We start from the raw sequence: 19,701 nt of genomic DNA on the forward strand, positions 1-19,701 counted from the left end.
TCGACGAGAGTGCTGTCAACACCGCCGGAATGACAGCACTCTTGTCGAGATCATCGCCGGGCTGGGGCACGCCGGGGGGCGGGCGCCACGAACGCGCTCGGCCACGCGCCCACCCGGTCGCGCTGGCGCCCGGAACCGCGGGCAGCCCGCCGCCCGGCAGGAGGGGCCGGGGAACCGCCCAGCTCACTCCGTCGCCGCCCATCACGGTGACCATGCACACGCCCTACAGCCGACAACGCTGCGCCGAGGGCCGCCGACCTGTCCTCGTCGCCGCCCTCCACGCCGCATCCCGGCGGTCCGCCGCCCGGCCGGGGCCGTGAGCGGGGTACCTGCCCAGCCGCTCGCCCGGACCGCGGGCAGCCCGCCGCCCGGCAAGCAGGGGCGGGGAACCACCCCGCTTCTGCCGTCGCCGCCATCAACGGCGACCACGCACACGCGCCGCACTCGACAGCGCTGCGGGGAGGGGTGCCGGCCTGCGTCGTCGCCGCCCTCTACCTCACACCCCGCCGACCCTCCGCCCGGCCGGGGCCGTGGACGGGGCACAGGCCGGGCCGCCACCCCGGCCTCACGGGCGGGCGGGTCACGGTCAGGACAGGGGGTACTCCTCCAGCCTCCGCTTCAGTTCTGTCGCGGCCGCTCGCGGGTCCTCCGCCTCGGTGATCGCGCGGACCACGACCACCCGGCGGCCGCCCGCCTCCAGCACCTCGCCCAGGTTGTCGGCGTCGATGCCCCCGATGGCGAACCACGGGCGCCCCTCCGCGAGCTCCGCCGCCCGGCGCACCAGAGCCAAACCGGCGGCCGGGCGGCCCGGCTTGGTGGGGGTCGCCCAGGTCGGGCCCACACAGAAGTAGTCGGTCCCGGGCTCCTTGGCCGACGCGGCCGCCGCGTCGGCGTCGTTGTTCGACCGGCCGATCAGGGGGCCATCGCCGATGATCTCACGGGCGTACCGCACCGGGAGGTCGTTCTGCCCGAGGTGGAGCACGTCGGCCCCGGCCGCGTGCGCGATGTCGGCACGGTCGTTGACGGCCATCATCGCCCCGTGCCGGTCGCACGCCTCGCGCATGACCTCCAGGGCCTCCAGCTCCTGGCGCGCCTCCAGCCCCTTGTCCCGGAGCTGGACGATGTCCACCCCTCCGGCGAGGGCCGCGTCGAGGAACCCGGCGAGGTCCCCCCGCTCCCGGCGGGCGTCGGTGCACAGGTACAGGCGGGCGCCGTCCAGGCGTTCGCGCAAGCTGTCGCTCATCCGGCCAGGGTAGCGGGCGCCGCCACGCCGGGAGCGGGGCGGTGGAGCCGGGAGCGGTGCGGTCTCCGTCCGCCTCTGTCCACTCAGGCCGGCCCGGTCCCGGGGGCCTCAGAAACCGTGAGCGGAGCCCCGCCGACGGCGGTTCAGGCCGCCGGAGGCGACGCCGCTCCGGCGGCCTCATCGCCCATGGCGCGGCGGGGGCTTCGGCCCAGGCCTCGCGCGAGCGCCGCCCGCCCCGCAGGGCGACGGCCGCCGAGGAGGGCCGACGCGGACCCCCGCGCCCCGGTCGCCTCAGGGAGCGGGCGGCCCGATCGCCCTAAAGAGCGCAGCGGCGATGCCCGCGCGCGTCCCCGCCCCCGCATTCCGCGCGGCGTACCGCCGTACAGGCCACCGGGGCGGCGGACGGCCGGGGCACCGCCCCGGTCAGAAGGCGCCGAGTGCTTGGGCCCTGCGCCGGACCTCCGTTCCGCGGTTCTCCGCCAGGGCCTGGACCGGCGTGCCCGGGAGCGTGTCGTCCGGGGTGAAGAGCCACTCCAGCGCCTCCTCTTCGGAGAAGCCGCTGTCCGCCAGCAGTGTCAGGGTCCCCGGCAGCCCCTTGATGACGTCCCCGCCCGAGATGAACGCGGCCGGGATCATCACCTCTCCCCCGCGCTTCACGCCGAGCAGCCGGTGGTCGCGCATGTACTGCTTGACGCGGTTCGGGCCGACGCCCAGCGCCGTGCCCGCCTCTTTAAGGGTCATCCAGTCGCCGACCAGGTCGCCGGCGCCGTTGTCTTTCTCAGTCACGAAACCAATGTGCCACAGCCGCCGGACATCCAGGGCGCCTCGAACACGCCGGGGCGCGCCGACTAGGATGGGGGCACGTCATCCGCGGCGCACGCGCCCGGCCGACGACGTCCCCGCGGGAGCCGGGTGGGACCCGGCTGAGAGGGGGGCTGCCGCCCCCGACCGCACGAACCTGATCCGGGTCATACCGGCGAAGGGAGCGGTGAGAGCACTCATGCCCGAAACCCCGTCCACAGCGCCCGCCTCCGGGCCGTTCGACGCGGTGGTCGCCGGGGGCGGCCTGGTCGGCCTGGCCACCGCCTGGCGCGCCGCCCGCCGCGGCCTGCGCACCGCCGTCGTCGCCCCGGCCGCCGAGCCCGCCGCCGCCTCCGGGGTGGCCGCGGGGATGCTCACCCCCGCCACCGAGGCGGTGTTCGGCGAGGAGGCGCTGATGCGCCTGGGCGCCGCCTCCCGGGACCGCTACCCCTCCTTCATCGCCGAGGTGGAGGCCGACGCCGGAGCCCCGGCCGGCTACCGCGCCCGCGGCACCCTGCAGATCGCCTTCGACACCGACGACCTGGCCCGCCTGACCGAGCTGGGCGAGCTCCAGTCCCGGCTGGGCCTGAAGGCCGAGCGCATCACCTCCCGCGAGTGCCGCCGCCTGGAGCCGATGCTCGCCCCGCACGTGCGCGGCGGCGTGCACGCCCCCGACGACCACTCGGTGGACCCGCGCCGCCTGACCGCCGCCCTGCGCCGGGCCGCGGCCGCCCGCGGCACCGTGTTCGTCGCCGACCGCGCCGCCGAGGTGCTGTGCGCGGGCGGCGCCGTGCGCGGCCTGCGCACCGCCTCCGGCACCGAGCTGGCCGCCGACCGGGTGGTGCTCGCCGCCGGCGCCTGGACCTCCGACATCGAAGGCCTTCCGGAGGGCCTGCTGCCCCCGCTGCGGCCGGTCAAGGGCCAGCTGCTGCGGCTGCGCACCCCCGCCGGCGAGGAGCCGGTCGTCACCCGCACCGTGCGCGGCCTGGTCAAGGGCGCCCCCGTGTACCTGGTGCCGCGCGACGACGGCGAGATCGTGCTCGGCGCCACCCAGGAGGAGATGGGCCGCGACACCCGCCTCACCGCGGGCGGCGTGTACGAGCTGCTGCGCGACGCCCACGAGCTGGTCCCCGGCGTCAGCGAGCTGGAGATCGCCGAGGCCTGTGTGGGCCTGCGCCCCGGCTCCCCCGACAACGGCCCGCTCCTGGGCCCACTCGCCCCGCCCGCCCCCGCGGGCCTGCACCTGGCCACCGGCCACCACCGGCACGGGGTGCTGCTCACCCCCGCCACCGCCGACGCCATGGCCGCCGCCCTGCTCGGCGAGGCCCTCCCGGAGGAGGCGCGCCCCTTCGCCGCGGACCGCTTCGCGGAGCGGGGCGGGGTGTCGGGCGAAGACCCGGGCGCGGACGGACGGCCGGAGTCCGGCCCCGGGCGCGGTGACGGTGGCGGCCGGCCCGATGGACGGCACGGCGGACACGACGGACGCGACCGAGAGGAGTCCTGAACATGGAGGTGACCGTCAACGGGGAGCGGCGCACCGTCGCCCCCGGAAGCACCGTCGGGGACGTGGTGCGCGACCTCACCCGGGCCGAGGGCGGCGTGGCCGCCTCGCTCAACGACGAGGTGGTACCGCGCACGACCTGGGACGCGACCCCCGTCGCCGAGAACGACCGCGTGGACGTGCTCACCGCGGTCCAGGGAGGCTGACCCGCCATGACCAGCACCCATGACCCCATGACCACCGCGCACGGAGCTCCCGGGGCCCCCGGCACCGCCCCGGACGGCCACGCCGACCCCCTGGTCATCGCCGGCCGCCGGTTCGGCTCCCGGCTGATCACCGGCACCGGCGGCGCCCCGTCCATGCAGGTGCTGGAGGAGGCGCTGGCCGCCTCGGGCACCGAGCTGACCACCGTAGCCATGCGCAGGGTCACCCCCGGCTCCGACGGCTCGGTCTGGGACGTGCTGAACCGCAACGGCATCGCCCCGCTGCCCAACACCGCCGGGTGCTTCACCGCCGCCGACGCCGTGCGCACGGCCCGCCTGGGCCGCGAGGCCCTGGGCACCGACTGGGTGAAGCTGGAGGTGGTCGCCGACGAGCGCACCCTCCTGCCCGACCCGGTGGAGCTGCTCGACGCCGCCGAGCGCCTGGTGGACGAGGGCTTCACCGTCCTGCCCTACACCAACGACGACCCGGTGCTGGCGCGCCGCCTGGAGCGGGTGGGCTGCGCCGCGGTGATGCCGCTGGCCGCCCCGATCGGGTCCGGCCTGGGCATCCGCAACCCGCACAACCTGGAGCTGATCGTCGAGCAGGCGGACGTGCCGGTGATCGTGGACGCCGGGATCGGCACCGCCAGCGAGGCCGCCCAGGCCATGGAGCTGGGCTGCGACGCGGTGCTGCTGGCCAGCGCGGTCACCCGCGCCCAGGACCCGGTGCTGATGGCGCGGGCGATGCGCGACGCCGTCACCGCGGGGCGTGCCGCCCGCCTCGCCGGGCGCATCCCGGTCCGGCGCCACGCGCACGCTTCGTCCCCTCCGGCCGATCACCCGTAGACTCGCCTCCCGTGGACAGAACGACTCCCGACCCGCTGATCGGTGCGACGCTCGACCGTCGCTACGTCGTCGAGTCGCGCGTCGCGGGCGGCGGGATGGCCACCGTGTACCTCGCCCACGACCTGCGGCTCGACCGGCGCCTGGCGTTGAAGGTCATGCACCCGTCGCTGGCACAGGACCCGGACTTCGTGCGGCGCTTCATCAACGAGGCGCACTCGGTGGCCAAGCTCTCCCACCCCAACGTGGTGCAGGTCTTCGACCAGGGCGAGGACCAGGGCACGGTGTTCCTGGCCATGGAGTACGTACCGGGGCGGACCCTGCGCGACGTGCTCTCCGCGATGGGCCGCCTCGGCCCGGCCGAGGCCGCCCGGGTGATGGCCCCGGTGCTGTCGGCGCTGGGCGCGGCGCACCAGGCGGGCATGGTGCACCGGGACGTGAAGCCGGAGAACGTGCTGCTCACCGAGGACGGCGGGGTGAAGGTCGCCGACTTCGGCCTGGCCCGCGCGGTGGAGTCGGCCGGTCAGAACATGACCAAGACCGGCACGCTGATGGGCACCGCCGCCTATCTGGCGCCGGAGCAGATCGAGCGGGGCGCCGCCGACGCGCGCTCCGACGTGTACGCCTCCGGCGTGATGTTCTACGAGCTGCTCACCGGCCAGCAGCCGCACACCGGCGACACCCCGATCGCGGTGGCCTACAAGCACGTCAACGAGGACGTGCCGCGGCCGTCGCGGGTGGTCTCCGGGGTGCCGCAGGCCATCGACGACCTGGTGGCGCGCGCCACCGAGCGCGACCCGCGCTACCGCCCCGGGGACGCCGGGCAGTTCCACGCGATGCTGGTGCAGGCGACCGGCGGCGAGAGCGGCCCGCACGCCTCGTTCGCGGGCGCGGCGGCGGGTGCGGGGGCCGCGGCGGCGGCGCCGCCTCCCCCGGGTGCGCCGCCCACGGGTCCTCCCGGGAACGGGGCGGGCACGACGGCGCCGCAGGGCCCACCCCCCGAGGCGGCCGTGTCGCACACCGCCGTCGTGGGGCCGCCCTCCGGAGCAGGAGCCGGAGGCGGCGGCAACGACACGCTCATCGTGCAGTCGGGCGGCGGCGGTGACGGCGGCTTCGGCGGTTACGACGACTACGGCTATGACGACGACCCGGGCGCCGTACCGCTGTGGCGCCGCAAGAGCGTGCTCGCGGTGGTCGCCGGGGTGCTCGCGGTCGTGCTCCTGGGGTCGGGCTGGTGGTACTTCGCCGGGCGCTACACGGAGGTCCCCGACGTCGTCGGCAAGGACCAGGAGGCGGCCCAGCAGCTCTTGGCCGACTCCGGGCTGAAGATGTCGCTCGCCGACGGCGAGGTCTACAGCGACGAGGCCGAGCCGGGCCAGGTCGGCAAGGCGGCCCCGGCCATCGGCGAGCAGATCCTTCCGGGTGAGACGGTCACGCTCCAGCTCTCCAAGGGGCCGCGCACCGTCGAGCTGCCCGATGTGACCGGCGAGCCGGTGGCGAACGCCCGCAAGGCCCTGGAGGACGCCGGGTTCACCACCATCAACGAGGAGGAGTCCGAGTCGCGGGACGCCGCCCCGGGCACGGTGCTGTCGACCGATCCCGAGCCCAAGGACATGGCCGACCGCGAGGGCGCCGTGACCCTGACGGTCAGCGCCGGGTTCGAGGTCCCCGACGTGACCGGCAAGAAGCAGGACGAGGCCCGCGGCGAGCTGGAGCAGGCCGGCCTCGCGGTCACCGTCGAGAACAAGCCCAGCGACGACGTCCCCAAGGGGGAGGTCATGTCGCAGAACCCGGGCGGGGGCACGACCGTTGGCGCCGGGGACCAGGTCACCATCACCGTCTCCAGCGGGCCGGAGAAGATCGAGGTCCCGGACGTGCGCGGCAAGAAGGTCGGCGAGGCGCGCAAGCAGCTCGAGGAGCTGGGCTTCAAGGTGAAGGTCACCAAGGTCCTCGGCGGGGACCGGGTCGCCGACTACAACCCCAAGGGCAAGGCCGAGAAGGGCGCGGAGATCGAGCTGTTCGCCACCCCGTTCGGCTGACCGCGCCCGGCCGCGGTTCCCGGCAGCGGTTCCCAGAGAGCGCACCTCCGGCCCGGCACCGGCTCTCCGGTGCCGGGCCGGGCGCATTCCGCCCCGCCCGCCGACGACGCGCCGACCGCCCCGGCGCGCCCGCGCTACCCCGCCGTTACGCTGCGCCGTTAAGGTGCCCCGCATGGAGAGTGACGACGCCGCGGGCACCGGCCCCGGGGACGAGCGGCAGGTCAGGGTGATGGTGGTCGACGACCACCCGATGTGGCGGGACGCGGTCGCCCGGGACCTGTCCGAGGCCGGGTTCGAGGTGGTGGCCACCGCCGGGGACGGCGCCAAGGCGCTGCGCGTGGCCCCGGCCGCGCGGCCCACCGTCGTGCTGCTGGACCTCCAGCTCCCCGACCTGTCCGGGGTGGAGGTGACCGCCCGGCTGCTGGCGGGCGGGGGCGGCGCCGATGGGCCCGCCCCCGCTCCCCTGCCCCGGGTGCTGATCCTGTCGGCGAGCGGTGAGCACCGCGACGTGCTGGACGCGGTCAAGGCCGGGGCCACCGGCTACCTGGTCAAGTCGGCCGGGCGGGAGGAGCTGCTGGAGGCGGTGCGCGGGGTGCACCGGGGCGAGGCGGTGTTCACGCCGGGCCTGGCCGGGCTGGTGCTGGGCGAGTACCGGCGCCTGGCCGCCGAGCCCGCCCCCGCCGAGGAGGAGGACGCCGCGCCGGAACTGACCCGCCGCGAGACCGAGGTGCTGCGCCTGGTGGCCAAGGGGCTGGAGTACAAGGCGATCGCGTCGCGGCTGGGCATCGCGCACCGGACGGTGCAGAACCACGTCCAGAACACCCTCACCAAGCTCCAGCTCCACAACCGCGCCCAACTGGTGCGCTACGCGATCGAGAGGAACCTCGACGAGTAGGCTGAAAACCATGCGGGACCGGTGAACGGTGCACGACAATCCTGGGGACGGTACTCATGGCACGGAGGCCGGAAGTGACGGTCACGACACCCGACAGCGCGGTCGACCTGTTCAAGACGCTGGACGAGCTCGACGTCCCCAGAGGCTATCGCGCGGAGATCTTGAGGGAAGCGGAGATCACCGTGTCGCCACCCCCCATCGGCAAGCACCAGCGCAACGTCAAAGACCTGGACAGGCAGATCGTCCCCCACCTTCCTGAGGGATACGACACCGAGGTGCACCTTGAGATCAGGATGCACCACATCCTCAAGAGCACCATGCCTGACCTCTTCGTGGCGCCGGAGCCTGTCCTCGACGTCGAGGACTACTTCGTTTCTCCTGAAGATGTGATTCTGGCGGCGGAGGTCGTGTCCCGCTCCAATGCGGCCAACGACCGTGTGGAGAAACTGGGCATCTATGCGGCCGCCGCAATCCCGCTGTACTTGCTGATCGACCCGCTCAAGGCGTCCACCACCATCTACTCGACTCCCGAAGACGGAGAGTACACAGAGAGCGTGACCGCTCCGTTCGGCAAGAGTGTGGAGATCCCCGAGCCTTTCGGGTTCGAGCTGGACACCTCGCGCTTCCGTACGTACTGACGCACCGGCACGGCCGCGCACGCACCCGAAAGGGGCGGGCGGAACGCCTCCCGGCGCCCCGCCCGCCCCTCACCGGTCGTTACCGGTCGTAACGCACCCTTCCGCCTCACCCCAGCTCGGCCCAGCCCTTCGACCGCTCCACCGCCGTCCTCCACCTGCGGTACTGGGCGTCGTCGCGCTCGCCCGGCTCGAACCTGCGGTCGAGGTTCCAGGTGCGCTCCAGCTCGTCCGTGGACGACCACACCCCGGTGGCCAGGCCCGCCAGGAACGCCGCCCCCAGCGCTGTCGTCTCCTGCACCTGCGGCCGCGCCACCGACACCCCCAGCTGGTCGGCCTGGATCTGGCAGAGCAGGTCGTTGGCCGAGGCCCCGCCGTCCACGCGCAGCTCCGGAAGGCGGGTGCCCGACGCCCGCTCCATCGCCTCGGCCACGTCGCGCACCTCGAAGGCGATCGCGTCCAGGGTCGCCCGCGCCAGGTGGGCGCGGCCCGTGCCGCGGGTGATGCCGAAGATCGACCCTCGGGCGTGGGGGTCCCAGTCGGGCGCGCCCAGACCGGTCAGGGCGGGCACGAAGACCACCCCGCCCGAGTCCGGGACGCTCGCGGCCAGCCCCTCCGACTGCGGCGCGGTGTCGATCAGCCCGAGCCCGTCGCGCAGCCACTGCACCGCCGCGCCGGTGACGAAGATGGAGCCCTCCAGCGCGTACTCCAGGCGGCCGTCGGGGTGCTGCCACAGCACCGTGCTGAGCAGCCCGTGCTCGGGCGCCACCGCCTCGGTGCCGGTGTTGACCAGGATGAACGACCCGGTCCCGTAGGTGCACTTGGACGAGCCCGGGTGGTAGCAGTTCTGCCCGAACATGGCGGCCTGCTGGTCCCCGGCGATGCCGGACACCGGCAGGCTCAGGCCCAGGAACTCCTCCGGGGAGGTCTCGCCCACCGTGCCGTAGGAGGGCACCACCTCCGGCAGCGCCGACATCGGCACCCCGAACAGCTCGCACATCTCCTCCGACCAGGCGCCGCGGCGCAGGTCGTACAGGAGCGTGCGGGAGGCGTTGCTGGCGTCGGTGACGTGCCGGGCGCCGCCGGTCAGGCGGGCGATGATGTAGGAGTCGACGGTGCCGATCGCCGTCTCGCCTCTCTCCACCCCGCCCCAGGCCCGCTGGTCGTGCCGCCGCATCCAGGTGAGCTTGGTGGCGGTGAAGTAGGGGTCCAGCCGCAGGCCGGTGACCTCGGTGACCCGGTCCTCGTGCCCGGCGTCGCGCAGCTCGGTGCAGATCCCGGCGGTGCGGCGGTCCTGCCACACGATGGCGCGGCGGGGCGAGGAGCCGCGCTTGCGGTCCCACAGCACCGCGGTCTCGCGCTGATTGGTGATGCCGACGCACGTGGGCGGCGTGCCGGCCGCGTCCAGGGCGCTCTGGCACGCGGCCAGGGTGGCCTGCCAGATCTCCTCGGGGACGTGCTCGACCCAACCGGCCTCGGGGTAGTGCTGTGCGAACTCCTGGTATCCGCGGGCGAGGACGCGGCCGTCCTCTCCGACCATGAGGGCGGTGACGCCGGTCGTCCCGGCGTCGATGGTGAGCACGGTCATCTGCTGGCCTCCAGTGCTTTCGGCGACTATGGTCTAGACCATGTGGGCGGTGGAAGGCGGCCGCACCCCCACCGGTCCGCCGCGGCGGCCGGGGTGCGGAGCTTCCCGTGATGCCGGTCACATCGCTGCCGTTAGGCTGACGTCAGCGGACCGCGAGGTCAAGGGTCGAAACGCACGGCATTGCACACGGCAAACGGCAACACGACGAGGAGCAGGCGTATGCGAGTGGGGGTTCTGACCGGCGGCGGAGACTGCCCGGGCCTGAACGCCGTCATCCGCGCCGTTGTCCGCAAGGGCATCAAGGACTACGGATTCGAGTTCGTGGGCTTCCGGGACGGCTGGCGCGGCCCCCTGGAGGGCGTCACCATGGAGCTCGACCGCGCCGCCGTGCGCGGCATCCTGCCCCGGGGCGGCACCATCCTGGGCTCCTCCCGCACCAACCTGATGAAGATCGAGGGCGGTGTGGAGCGCGTCAAGGACAACATGGCGGGGCTGGGCATCGACGCCCTGGTCGCCATCGGCGGGGAGGACACCCTGGGCGTGGCCGCCCGGCTCACCGAGCAGGGCGTCAACGTGGTCGGGGTTCCCAAGACCATCGACAACGACCTCAACGCCACCGACTACACCTTCGGCTTCGACACGGCGGTCAACATCGCCACCGAGGCCATCGACCGGCTGCACACCACCGCCGAGTCGCACCACCGCGCCCTGGTCGTGGAGGTCATGGGGCGGCACGCCGGGTGGATCGCCCTGCACTCGGGCATGGCCGCGGGCGCCAACGCGATCCTCATCCCCGAGCGGCCCTTCGACATCGACGAGGTCGTCGGCTGGGTGGAGAGCCGGTTCACCACCGAGTACGCGCCCATCATCGTGGTGGCCGAGGGCGCCCACCCCAAGGACGGGCAGATGGAGCTGGCCACGGGCGAGAAGGACAGCTTCGGCCACGTCCGCCTGGGCGGCATCGGGCAGCGCCTGGCCGAGGAGATCGAGAAGCGCACGGGCAAGGAGTCCCGGTCGGTGGTGCTGGGGCACGTGCAGCGCGGCGGCACGCCGTCGGCGTTCGACCGGGTGCTGGCCACCCGGCTGGGCGTGCAGGCGATCGACGCGGTGCGCGACCGCGACTGGGGCAAGATGGTGGCCCTGCAGGGCACCGACATCGTGCGGGTGGAGCTGTCGGCCGCCACCGAGAAGCTCAAGACCGTCCCGCCGGAGCGCTACGCCGAGGCCGAGGTCTTCTTCGGCTGAGCGCCCCTACCCCCTGAGGGCGCCCCCCGAGGGCGCCCGTCCCGGAGGGCCTCCGCTCCTCCACGGGAACGCCCCCTCGACCGAAGGCGTCTCCCCCGGCCCCGCGCGGCCCGCGCGGGGCCTTTCCGCGTCCGGGGGCGGCCCCTGGTCGGGTGCGGCCTGGGGCGGCCGGAAAAACCGGGAGGCGCCGCGGCGCCGGAGGGAAGACAATCGGGGCCGAGGGGGTTGTCCCCTTCCGGAGAGGCCTCCCGCCGGCCCCGCTCCCCGGGCCCACCGCCCGTTCCGACCGGTCGCCCGCGTGGCGGATACTGGAGGGATCGGAGCGTGGACCCCCGCGCGAGGGCCCTCCGACCGACCGCTCTTCTCGACCCGTACCTGGAGATGCCGCCATGGCCGTCACGTCCGACCCCGCCCCCGACACCGCGCCCGAGGGCACCACCGCCTCCGGCTCGGCGGGTGCCGGTTCCGGGCTGGGCGAACTGTGCGTGCTGATGAAGCTCGGCGAGATCGTGCTCAAGGGCAGCAACCGCAAGCTCTTCGAGCGCCGCCTGCACAACAACATCCGCAACGCCGCGCGCGGCCTGGGCGAGATCCGGCTCACCCAGCGCGGGGCGGGCGTCATCATCCTGCGCATGCCCGGGGCCTCCGACCTGGAGGTCGCCGAGCTCGCCGAGCGCATGCGCTCGGTGATGGGCGTGGTCTGGGTCCACCAGGTGCGCCGGGTCGCCAAGGACATCGACGCGGTCACCGACATCGCCCTGCGCTCCATGGCCGGGCGCACCGGCACCTTCGCCGTCCGGGCCCGCCGCCGCGACAAGCGCTTCCCGATGACCTCCTCCGAGATCGCCGGAACGGTCGGCGCCCGCATCAAGGAGGCCACCGGCCTGCCGGTGCACCTCAAGCGCCCGGAGAACACCGTCTTCATCGAGGTCGACAAGGACGAGGTGTTCGTCTTCACCGACGGCATGCCCGGCCAGGGCGGCCTCCCGGTGGGCATGAGCGGGCGCGGCCTGGTGCTGATGTCGGGCGGCATCGACTCGCCCGTGGCCGCCCACCGGATGATGCGGCGCGGCCTCAAGGTCGACTTCCTGCACTTCTCCGGCATGCCGTTCACCGGCCCGGAGTCCATCTACAAGGCCTACAGCCTGGTCCGCCAGCTCGACCGGTTCCAGGTCGGCTCGCGGCTGTTCGTGGTGCCGTTCGGCAAGGCCCAGCAGCAGCTCAAGAGCTCGGGCGCGGAGAAGCTGCAGATCGTGGCCCAGCGGCGGCTGATGCTCAAGACCGCCGAGGCGCTCGCCGACGACCTGGGCGCCGAGGCGCTGGTCACCGGCGACGCGCTGGGGCAGGTGTCCAGCCAGACGATGACCAACCTGACCGCGCTGGACGACGCGGTGGACGTGCCGATCCTGCGGCCGCTCATCGGCATGGACAAGACCGAGATCATGGACCAGGCGCGGGCGATCGGCACGCTGTCCATCTCCGAGCTGCCCGACGAGGACTGCTGCACCCTGCTCACCCCGCGCCAGGTGGAGACCGCCGCCAAGATCGCCGACCTGCGGCAGATCGAGAAGCGGCTCGACGTGGAGGAGCTGGCCGAGCACCTGGCCGCCAACACGCAGCTGCACCGGCCCAGCTTCCTCGGCGACGCGGCCCCGGCCAAGGTCTGAGCCCGGGCCTGGGCGGGGCGCCCCTTCGCGATGATCTCGACAGAAGTGCTGTCAAAACCGCTGGTTTGACAGCACTTCTGTCGAGATCATCGCCGGGGTCAAAGGGAAATGACACCACTTCAGCGGACGTGACCTTCCGTCCCGCCGCGCCGCCCCGCCGCCACGGGAGGCGGCGACGGCGGCGCGGCAGGGCGGCGGCCCGGTTCCGCCCGGCCCGGCCTCAGACCGCGGCCGGAACCGGGGCCTCCGCCAGGGTGCGGCCCAGCAGGGCGGCGTGCGTCTGGGCGGCGTCGCGCAGCTCGGGCAGGTCGGACTCCACCAGGGCCTGCGGGCCGTCGCACAGCGCCGTCTCCGGCTTCGGGTGCACGTCGACGATGACGCCGTCGGCCCCCACGGCCAGGGCGGCGCGGGACAGCGGCAGCACCAGGGAGCGCTTGCCGCCCGAGTGCGACGGGTCGACGATGACCGGCAGGTGCGACAGGTCCTGGGCCACCGGGACCGCGCTGATGTCCAGGGTGTTGCGGGTGGCCTTCTCGAAGGTGCGGATGCCGCGCTCGCACAGCACGATGTCGAGGTTCCCGCGCTGGGCGATGTACTCGGCGGCCATCAGCCACTCCTCGATGGTGGCGTTCATGCCGCGCTTGAGCAGCACCGGCTTGCCCGCCTCGCCCGCGGCCTGCAGCAGCGCGAAGTTCTGCATGTTGCGGGTGCCGATCTGCAGCATGTCGGCGTAGGAGGCGACCAGCTCCACGTCGGAGGCGTCGACCACCTCGGTGACCACCGGCAGGCCGGTCTCGTCGCGCACGTCGGACAGGATCTTCAGCCCGGCCTCGCCCAGCCCCTGGAAGGCGTAGGGGGAGGTGCGGGGCTTGTAGGCGCCGCCGCGCAGCAGCGAGGCCCCGGCGTCGGCGGCCATGTGCGCCGCCTGGAGGGTCTGCTCGGGGGTCTCCACCGCGCAGGGCCCGGCGATGACGGTGGTGTACCCGGGGCCGATCGGCACGCCGCGCACGGTGACCAGGGACCGCTCGGCGTTGTTCTCCCGGCTCACCAGCTTGTAGGGCGCCGAGATGCGCAGCACGTCGCTCACCCCCGGAAGGGCGCGCAGGTCCAGCGTCTCGAAGTGCCGGACGTCCCCCACCAGCCCGATGATGGTGCGGCTGACGCCGCGCGTCACGTAGGCCTCGCCGCCGGCGGTGGCGACGAGATCGACGACGGCGTCGATATGGGCGGAGGTGGCGTCGGGCGCCATGACGATGACCATGTCCTGTTTCCTTCGGCGTCGGGGTCGGAGGCGGTTCCGGGGCGGCGGACCCTGAGACGCGAAGAAGCCCCGGGCCGTCCGGCCCGGGGCTTCTTTCGTAACGTCCGTCTTAGCGCAGCGCTAGGCGGGCGACCGTCCAAGCCAAGGGCCGGTAGCCATAAAAGCGCCAAAAGCTCTGCTGCATGTGAGCGACTATAGCGCACGGAGGGAGCGCGGCCGCACACCCGGGGCAGGCGCCCGGCGCGGCGCGGGGGGCTGGCAGGATGGCGGAAAGGCCGCAGCGGGACCGCATAGGGGGTTCGATTGGCGCAGGATCGACTGCCGCCGGGGCAGTACATACCGCGCGACCACTCCGCGGTCCACTACGGCCCGGTGCCCCGCTTCCGGCCGCACCGGTGGGACCTGCGCGTCTACGGCGCCACCGAGGATCCCGCCGGGTACCGGTGGACCTGGGAGGGGTTCGGCGAGCTGCCGCGCACCGAGGTCGTGGCGGACTTCCACTGCGTGACGCGATTCACCATTCCGGAGGTGCGCTGGCGGGGGGTGTCGTCGGCGGCCCTGGTCGAGGCGGCCCCTCCGGCGGCGGAGGCCACGCACGTGATGCTGTGGGCCGAGTACGGCTACAGCGCCAACGTGCGGATGGACGACTTCCTGCGGGACGGGGTGCTGCTGGCCACGCACCGCGAGGGCGAGGAGCTGGCGCCGGAGCACGGGTTCCCGATCCGGATGGTGGTGCCGCACCTCTACGGCTGGAAGAGCGTGAAGTGGTTGCGGGCGATCGAGTACCTGACCTCGGACCGCCGCGGCTTCTGGGAGGAGCGCGGGTACCACAACCTGGCCGACCCCTGGTCGGAGCAGCGCTACTCCTACCAGGAGGACCCCGGTGACGGCCCACCGCTGATCTAGCGCCCCGGCGATGATCTCGACGAGAGTGCTGCTGTACCCGCGGGTATGAGAGCACGTTCGTCGAGATCATCGCCGGGTGGCGGCTCCGGACGGGGTAGACCACGGGTGTGGGACCGTCCTCGGCCGGGACCGGGCCGGAGAACGGCACCGGGTTCCGGGTGCTCACCTACAACATCCGGGCCATGCGCGACTCGCGGAAGGCGCTCGTCCGGGTGATCGCCGCGTGCGGGCCCGATGTCGTCTGCCTCCAGGAGGCGCCCCGGCTGCTGTTCTGGCGCACCCGGCGCCGCTCCCTGATGCGCGCCACCGGACTCGTCCCGGCGGTGAACCGGCGCGCGTGCGGCCTGGCGGTCCTCGTCCGCCCCGGGGTCGGCGTCCGGGCGGCGCGCCACGTGCTCCTCACACGCCGCAGAGGGCTGCACCGCCGGGCGGTGTCCATGGCGCTGCTGGAGGTCGCGGGTGAGCGCGTCGCCGTCGCCTCCACGCACCTGGACCTGGAGGAGTCGGCCCGGTGCGACCACGCCCGGGAGGCCCTGGAACACCTGCGCCGGTTCGCAGGAGGGACCCCCCGCATCCTCGCGGGGGACATCAACGGCACGCCCGGCGGCGAGGCCTGGCGGATCATCACCGCGGAGCTGTCCGACGCCGGTGCGGCGGCTCCCTACGGGGAGGCCGCCACGTTCACCGCCCGGCGGCCCCGGCGCCGGATCGACGCCGTGTTCACCGGGCCGGGGGTGCGGGTGGCGGCCTCAGGGGTGCCCGTCGGCGAGGTGGGCCGCGCCGACATGGAGGCGGCCACCGACCACCGGCCGGTCGTCGCAGACCTGCACCACCCTCGTTGATCTCGGGAAATGCGCCCCTAAAACCGCGCCGGTAGCGTCGTTTCCCCCGAGATCAACGCCGAGGGGGCGGGGGTTCAGCCCTTCTCCGGCTGCTCCTCGGCCGTGGCGGCCGCGTCGCCCTCGGCGGACTCACCGGCCTTCTTCGCCTCGCGCTCGGCCTTCTTCTCGCGCTTCAGGGCCTTCTTCTCGGCCTTGCGCTTGGCCCGCTCGCTGCGCCTGCGCTCCTTGGCGTCGGCGTGCTGCTCCTTCTTCTCCTCCTTGGCCGCCTGCTCCAGCTCGCGCTTGACCGACTGGGCGTAGCGGTCCACGTACTCCTGGCCGGAGAGGGACAGCAGGGCGTACATGATCTCGTCGGTCACCGCGCGCAGCACGCGGGGGTCCTTCTCCATGCCGTAGTAGCGGGAGAAGTCCAGCGGCTTCCCGAAGACGACCTTGGGCCGGATGCCGAGCTTGGGCACTGTGCGCCCGGGCGGCATGATCTTGTCGACGTTGATCATCGCCATCGGCACGACCGGGGCGCGCGACTCCAGGGCCAGGCGCGCCACGCCGGTGCGGCCCCGGTACAGGCGGCCGTCGGGCGAGCGCGTGCCCTCCGGGTAGATGCCCAGCAGCTTGCCCTGCTTGAGCACCCGCAGCCCGGTGCGCAGCGCGCCCTCACTCGCCTTGCCGCCCGAGCGGTCGATGGGGATCTGCCCCACGCCGGTGAAGAACAGCCGGCTGATCAGGCCCTTGGGGCCGGTGCCGGTGAAGTACTCGGCCTTCGCCAGGAAGGTGATCTTGCGCGGCAGCGGCAGCGGGCCGAAGAAGTGGTCCGAGAACGACAGGTGGTTGCTCACCATGATCGCCGGACCGGTGCGAGGCACGTTCTCGACGCCCTCGGCGCGCGGTTGCCACAGCACCGCCAGCACCGGGCCCAGAATCGCCTTCACAACCCAGTAGAACACCGAGACTCACCCCCGCACCCGCGGGCGGTGTCCGGACACGCGTGCCACGATCGCCTTCCCGCTTCCACGAACAATCCTGGCCATCTTCGCATTGGTCGGGACCGACTACCAATGCAGGTCCCGCCGCCGCCCGCCCCCCGGGGTACCGGAAGGCCCGCGCGCGGGTTAACTTCGTAATCCGCGCCCCACGTCCCGACCGCTCGCCCGAGGAGCGTCCCATGCCGCTGCTGCCCGGCGCCGAACCCTACAGCGCCCCCGGAGGCCCCACGGGCGCCCTACTGTGCCACGGGTTCACCGGCTCCCCCCAGTCCATGCGGCCCTGGGCCGAGCACCTGGCGGAGGCGGGGCTCACGGTCGAGCTGCCGCTGCTGCCCGGCCACGGCACCACGTGGCAGGAGATGAACGTCACCACCTCCGACCAGTGGTTCGCGGAGGTCGAACGGGCGCTGGTGGACCTGCACCGGCGCTGCGACGAGGTGTTCGTGATGGGCATGTCCATGGGCGGGTGCCTGGCCCTGCGGCTGGCCCAGGAGCACCCCGACAAGGTCGCGGGGGCGGTGCTGGTGAACCCCTCGCTCGCGCTGGAGAACCCGCTGCTGCTGGTGGCCCCGCTGATCAAGGGCCTGGTGCCGTCCACGGCCGGGCTGGCCGACGACATCAAGCGGCCCGGGGCGCACGAGGTGGGGTACGACCGGGTGCCCACCGCGGCGGCCGCGACACTCCCGAGGCTGTGGCGCGCGGTCCGCAGGGGCATGCCCGCGCTGCGCGCGCCGGTTCTGGCCTACCGAAGTCCGGAAGATCATGTCATCGGGCCGCAGAGTCTGCGTATCCTCACGAGTAAGGCGGTCAACACCACGGTGGCCGTCCGTTCGCTGGGCGACAGCTACCATGTCGCCACCCTGGACAATGATGCCGCCGCGATCTTCGAGGGCAGCCTCGGCTTCGTGCGCGAGCACAGCAGAAGCGGGGAAGGACGACAGCGATGACGCATCGCCGCGGCAACGGGCTGCTCGCGGACGCCTATGTGCCGCTCATCCTCCTTCCCCCGGCCTCCGCCGACCTGATGCTGGAGGCGCTGGGGCGGGCGGGGATCGCCGCCTACGCGATCCGCCTGGACGCGGGGGTGCCCGATCCCTCCCCCGAGGCGGGGGCCACCGCCACCGACCACCTGTACGTCGACGAGCGCGAGCGGGACGCCGCCGAGCGGGTGCTCCGCGCCGAACTGCCCGACCTGGACGGGGACCCCGCCGACCCGGGCGCGGCCGGGCCGGCCGCGGAGGGCGGTGCGGGTGTCGCAGGCGTCGCCGAAGGGACGGAGCCGGGCCCCAGGGGCAACCGGGACGAGGACGACGTCTGGGCCGACCTGGTGGCGCGCTTCTACGAGTCCGGGACGGGCGACGAGGGCGGGGCGCCGGCGTGGCCCGACGCCGAGAACGTGGCCCCGGGGCGCGCCGACAGGGCGGAGGACCCCGGCGTCGAGGACACCGCCCCCTCACCGGTCGCCGACGACGACGATGACGGCTCCGAGCGGCGCGGCGCCCGCGCCTCCGAGGACGAGGGGGAGCACTTCGTTCCGCCGCCCCCGCCCCCGCTGCCCCGCGGCGACATGGTCGGCCGCCTGGCCTGGGGCGGCCTGTTCGGCGGCCCGGCGGTGCTGCTGGTGTCGATGCTGATGGGCACGCGGCCCGGGTGGCTGGCGTTCTGCGCGGTGGCGGCCTTCATCGCCGGGTTCGTGGTGCTCGTGGTGCGGATGGGCGACCGCGCCTCCGGTGACAACGGCCCCGACGACGGCGCGGTCGTCTAGGGCGGGCGCCCGGACGCGTTCATGGGTTTCGAAGTCCCCCTGTGGCGGACGATCGCGGTCTTCCGCGCCGCCTCCCTCGCTTACGCCGTGTACCAGGCCGTCGACACGCACCGGCTGCTCGCCCACCCGTGGGGCGCGGCCGCGGTGCTGGTGGTGATGGCGGGGTGGACGGCGTTCACCGTGTGGGCCTACGGGCGCGGCCGGATGGACGAGCGGGTGCTGGCGGCCGCCGATGTGGCGGTGGCCTTCGCCTGCCTGGCGGCGACCGCGCTGGTGGTGGAACCGGCCTATCTGCGCCACGCCCCGCCGCTGACCTCGACCTGGTTCGCGGGGGCGGCCCTGGCCGCGGCAGTGGTGGGCGGCCGCGGGTGGGCGCTGTGCGTGGCGCTGGGGCACGGGGTGGTGGACATCGCGATGCGGGTGTCGCTGGGCCTGGACATCACGGCGGCGGTGCCGCGCGGGGTGGTGCTGCTCCTGCTGGCCGGGTACTCGATGGGCTACCTGGCGCACTACGCGCTGCGGGCCGAGCGGCGCCTGGCCGAGGCGGTGGAGATCGAGGCCCGCACGGCCGAGCGGGAGCGGCTGGCGCGGTCGATCCACGACTCGGTGCTCCAGGTGCTGGCGATGGTGCGCCGCAGAGGGGAGGAGCTCGGCGGCGAGGCCGGCGAGCTGGGGCGCCTGGCGGGCGAACAGGAGGTGCGCCTGCGCACGCTGGTCGGCAGCGGCCCGTCGGCCGCGCGTGCGGAGCCGGGCGCGCGTGCGGAGCAGGGCGCCGGGCGTGCGCGTTCGCTCCCCTCCTCCCCCTCCCCCGCCGCCGACCTGCACGCGGCGTTGGCGGAACTGGCGTCCTCCCGTGTCACGTTCGCGGGTCCGGCCGATCCCGTGCGCATGCCCGCGCCCGCGGTGTCCGAGATCCGCGCGGCGGTGGAGGCGGCGCTGGCCAACGTCGACCGCCACTGCCCGGAGGGGACCCGGGTGTGGTTGCTGCTGGAGGACGAGGGCGACGCGGTGGCGGTGACCGTCCGCGACGACGGCCCGGGAATGCCCCCCGAACGCCCGGAGGAGGCCCGCGCCCAGGGGAGGCTGGGGATGTCGCAGTCGATCCGGGGCCGCATCCGCGACCTGGGCGGAACGACGGAGGTGATCACCGCCCCGGGCGAGGGAACGGAGATCGAGATGAGGATCCCGACCCACAGGCCGGAGTGACCACCGGCGGGGGCGGACCCTGTGTTGATCTCGGGGAAGTCGGGCTTATGCTGTCCGTTTTTACCCCGACTTCCCCGA

At 73.9% G+C, this 19,701-nt stretch carries 18 protein-coding genes and 1 riboswitch; of the genes, 13 read left to right on the forward strand and 5 right to left on the reverse strand.

Going from position 1 to position 19,701, the window contains the following annotated elements; all coding sequences use genetic code 11:
• Nucleotides 1-586 precede the first annotated feature (586 nt).
• Both thiE and O4J56_RS27790 read right to left on the reverse strand, forming a co-directional pair.
• Entirely contained in the window at nt 587-1,243 is a 657-nt protein-coding gene (gene thiE / locus O4J56_RS27785; RefSeq protein WP_270689900.1) for a thiamine phosphate synthase, read from the reverse strand.
• Between the two features lie 423 nt (nt 1,244-1,666).
• The gene (locus O4J56_RS27790; RefSeq protein WP_270689901.1) at nt 1,667-2,029 is read right to left on the reverse strand and encodes an Rv2175c family DNA-binding protein; all 363 of its coding nucleotides are present in this window, start codon (nt 2,027-2,029) and stop codon (nt 1,667-1,669) included.
• A 105-nt stretch (nt 2,030-2,134) separates the two neighbouring features.
• A riboswitch (TPP riboswitch) is annotated at nt 2,135-2,245 on the forward strand.
• Between O4J56_RS27790 and thiO the strand changes: the two genes are divergently transcribed.
• The 6 genes from thiO to O4J56_RS27820 all read left to right on the forward strand — a co-directional run bounded on the left by thiO (nt 2,244) and on the right by O4J56_RS27820 (nt 8,163).
• Nucleotides 2,244-3,548 (forward strand): glycine oxidase ThiO, encoded by a 1,305-nt coding sequence (thiO, locus tag O4J56_RS27795; protein ID WP_270689902.1) that lies wholly within the window; start codon nt 2,244-2,246, stop codon nt 3,546-3,548. It overlaps the preceding riboswitch by 2 nt.
• Before the next feature lie 2 nt (nt 3,549-3,550).
• Nucleotides 3,551-3,751, forward strand: a complete 201-nt coding sequence (gene thiS, locus O4J56_RS27800) for a sulfur carrier protein ThiS (protein WP_270689903.1) — start codon at nt 3,551-3,553, stop codon at nt 3,749-3,751.
• Nucleotides 3,752-3,778: 27 nt separating this feature from the next.
• Nucleotides 3,779-4,594 (forward strand): thiazole synthase, encoded by an 816-nt coding sequence (locus O4J56_RS27805; protein ID WP_270689917.1) that lies wholly within the window; start codon nt 3,779-3,781, stop codon nt 4,592-4,594.
• Between the two features lie 11 nt (nt 4,595-4,605).
• Entirely contained in the window at nt 4,606-6,630 is a 2,025-nt protein-coding gene (locus tag O4J56_RS27810) for a Stk1 family PASTA domain-containing Ser/Thr kinase (RefSeq protein ID WP_270689904.1), read from the forward strand.
• A gap of 172 nt (nt 6,631-6,802) precedes the next feature.
• Entirely contained in the window at nt 6,803-7,525 is a 723-nt protein-coding gene (locus O4J56_RS27815) for a response regulator (protein ID WP_270689905.1), read from the forward strand.
• A gap of 74 nt (nt 7,526-7,599) precedes the next feature.
• On the forward strand, nt 7,600-8,163 hold the full coding sequence (locus tag O4J56_RS27820; RefSeq protein ID WP_270689906.1) for a Uma2 family endonuclease: 564 nt from the start codon (nt 7,600-7,602) through the stop codon (nt 8,161-8,163).
• A 106-nt stretch (nt 8,164-8,269) separates the two neighbouring features.
• On the opposite strand, the gene glpK is transcribed toward O4J56_RS27820, so the two are convergent.
• Entirely contained in the window at nt 8,270-9,748 is a 1,479-nt protein-coding gene (gene glpK, locus O4J56_RS27825; RefSeq protein ID WP_270689907.1) for a glycerol kinase GlpK, read from the reverse strand.
• 219 nt (nt 9,749-9,967) lie between these two features.
• On the opposite strand from glpK, the gene O4J56_RS27830 reads away from it, so the two are divergent.
• Together O4J56_RS27830 and thiI are read left to right on the forward strand one after the other, a co-directional pair.
• On the forward strand, nt 9,968-10,993 hold the full coding sequence (locus O4J56_RS27830) for a 6-phosphofructokinase (RefSeq protein WP_270689908.1): 1,026 nt from the start codon (nt 9,968-9,970) through the stop codon (nt 10,991-10,993).
• A gap of 389 nt (nt 10,994-11,382) precedes the next feature.
• A complete protein-coding gene (gene thiI, locus O4J56_RS27835; protein WP_270689909.1) occupies nt 11,383-12,660 on the forward strand; it encodes a tRNA uracil 4-sulfurtransferase ThiI in 1,278 nt (425 codons plus the stop codon).
• Nucleotides 12,661-12,880: 220 nt separating this feature from the next.
• Here the strand turns inward: thiI and aroF are convergent, their stop codons facing one another.
• The gene (gene aroF / locus O4J56_RS27840) at nt 12,881-13,921 is read right to left on the reverse strand and encodes a 3-deoxy-7-phosphoheptulonate synthase (RefSeq protein ID WP_270689910.1); all 1,041 of its coding nucleotides are present in this window, start codon (nt 13,919-13,921) and stop codon (nt 12,881-12,883) included.
• A 303-nt stretch (nt 13,922-14,224) separates the two neighbouring features.
• On the opposite strand from aroF, the gene O4J56_RS27845 reads away from it, so the two are divergent.
• Nucleotides 14,225-14,827: a molybdopterin-dependent oxidoreductase gene (locus O4J56_RS27845; RefSeq protein ID WP_270689911.1), complete on the forward strand. Its 603-nt coding sequence runs from the start codon at nt 14,225-14,227 to the stop codon at nt 14,825-14,827.
• Between the two features lie 107 nt (nt 14,828-14,934).
• Entirely contained in the window at nt 14,935-15,669 is a 735-nt protein-coding gene (locus O4J56_RS27850) for an endonuclease/exonuclease/phosphatase family protein (RefSeq protein ID WP_270689912.1), read from the forward strand.
• A gap of 74 nt (nt 15,670-15,743) precedes the next feature.
• On the opposite strand, the gene O4J56_RS27855 is transcribed toward O4J56_RS27850, so the two are convergent.
• On the reverse strand, nt 15,744-16,613 hold the full coding sequence (locus O4J56_RS27855; RefSeq protein ID WP_270689913.1) for a lysophospholipid acyltransferase family protein: 870 nt from the start codon (nt 16,611-16,613) through the stop codon (nt 15,744-15,746).
• Between the two features lie 218 nt (nt 16,614-16,831).
• Between O4J56_RS27855 and O4J56_RS27860 the strand changes: the two genes are divergently transcribed.
• From O4J56_RS27860 to macS, 3 genes are read left to right on the forward strand one after another with little or no spacing between them, the layout of a single operon-like run.
• On the forward strand, nt 16,832-17,599 hold the full coding sequence (locus tag O4J56_RS27860) for an alpha/beta hydrolase (RefSeq protein ID WP_270689914.1): 768 nt from the start codon (nt 16,832-16,834) through the stop codon (nt 17,597-17,599).
• Nucleotides 17,596-18,417 carry a hypothetical protein gene (locus O4J56_RS27865; RefSeq protein ID WP_270689915.1) on the forward strand — a complete coding sequence of 274 codons (822 nt, stop codon included), beginning with the start codon at nt 17,596-17,598 and terminating at the stop codon, nt 18,415-18,417. Before O4J56_RS27860 ends, O4J56_RS27865 begins: the two co-directional genes overlap by 4 nt.
• A gap of 21 nt (nt 18,418-18,438) precedes the next feature.
• Complete coding sequence (gene macS, locus O4J56_RS27870; RefSeq protein WP_270689916.1) at nt 18,439-19,623, forward strand: MacS family sensor histidine kinase; 1,185 nt, start codon at nt 18,439-18,441, stop codon at nt 19,621-19,623.
• The last annotated feature ends 78 nt before the right edge of the window (nt 19,624-19,701 follow it).

It is taken from the genome of Nocardiopsis endophytica (genome assembly GCF_027706725.1).
GTDB classification, from domain to species: Bacteria; Actinomycetota; Actinomycetes; order Streptosporangiales; family Streptosporangiaceae; genus Nocardiopsis_A; species Nocardiopsis_A endophytica.

Excerpts from the sequence above, each read along its gene's own strand:
- thiE (WP_270689900.1), bottom strand. The coding sequence starts at position 1,243 with ATGAGCGACAGCTTGCGCGAACGCCTGGACGGCGCCCGCCTGTACCTG.
- thiO (WP_270689902.1), top strand. The coding sequence starts at position 2,244 with ATGCCCGAAACCCCGTCCACAGCGCCCGCCTCCGGGCCGTTCGACGCG.
- thiS (WP_270689903.1), top strand. The coding sequence starts at position 3,551 with ATGGAGGTGACCGTCAACGGGGAGCGGCGCACCGTCGCCCCCGGAAGC.
- O4J56_RS27805 (WP_270689917.1), top strand. The coding sequence starts at position 3,779 with ATGACCACCGCGCACGGAGCTCCCGGGGCCCCCGGCACCGCCCCGGAC.
- O4J56_RS27815 (WP_270689905.1), top strand. The coding sequence starts at position 6,803 with ATGGAGAGTGACGACGCCGCGGGCACCGGCCCCGGGGACGAGCGGCAG.
- glpK (WP_270689907.1), bottom strand. The coding sequence starts at position 9,748 with ATGACCGTGCTCACCATCGACGCCGGGACGACCGGCGTCACCGCCCTC.
- O4J56_RS27830 (WP_270689908.1), top strand. The coding sequence starts at position 9,968 with ATGCGAGTGGGGGTTCTGACCGGCGGCGGAGACTGCCCGGGCCTGAAC.
- thiI (WP_270689909.1), top strand. The coding sequence starts at position 11,383 with ATGGCCGTCACGTCCGACCCCGCCCCCGACACCGCGCCCGAGGGCACC.
- aroF (WP_270689910.1), bottom strand. The coding sequence starts at position 13,921 with ATGGTCATCGTCATGGCGCCCGACGCCACCTCCGCCCATATCGACGCC.
- O4J56_RS27860 (WP_270689914.1), top strand. The coding sequence starts at position 16,832 with ATGCCGCTGCTGCCCGGCGCCGAACCCTACAGCGCCCCCGGAGGCCCC.
- O4J56_RS27865 (WP_270689915.1), top strand. The coding sequence starts at position 17,596 with ATGACGCATCGCCGCGGCAACGGGCTGCTCGCGGACGCCTATGTGCCG.
- macS (WP_270689916.1), top strand. The coding sequence starts at position 18,439 with ATGGGTTTCGAAGTCCCCCTGTGGCGGACGATCGCGGTCTTCCGCGCC.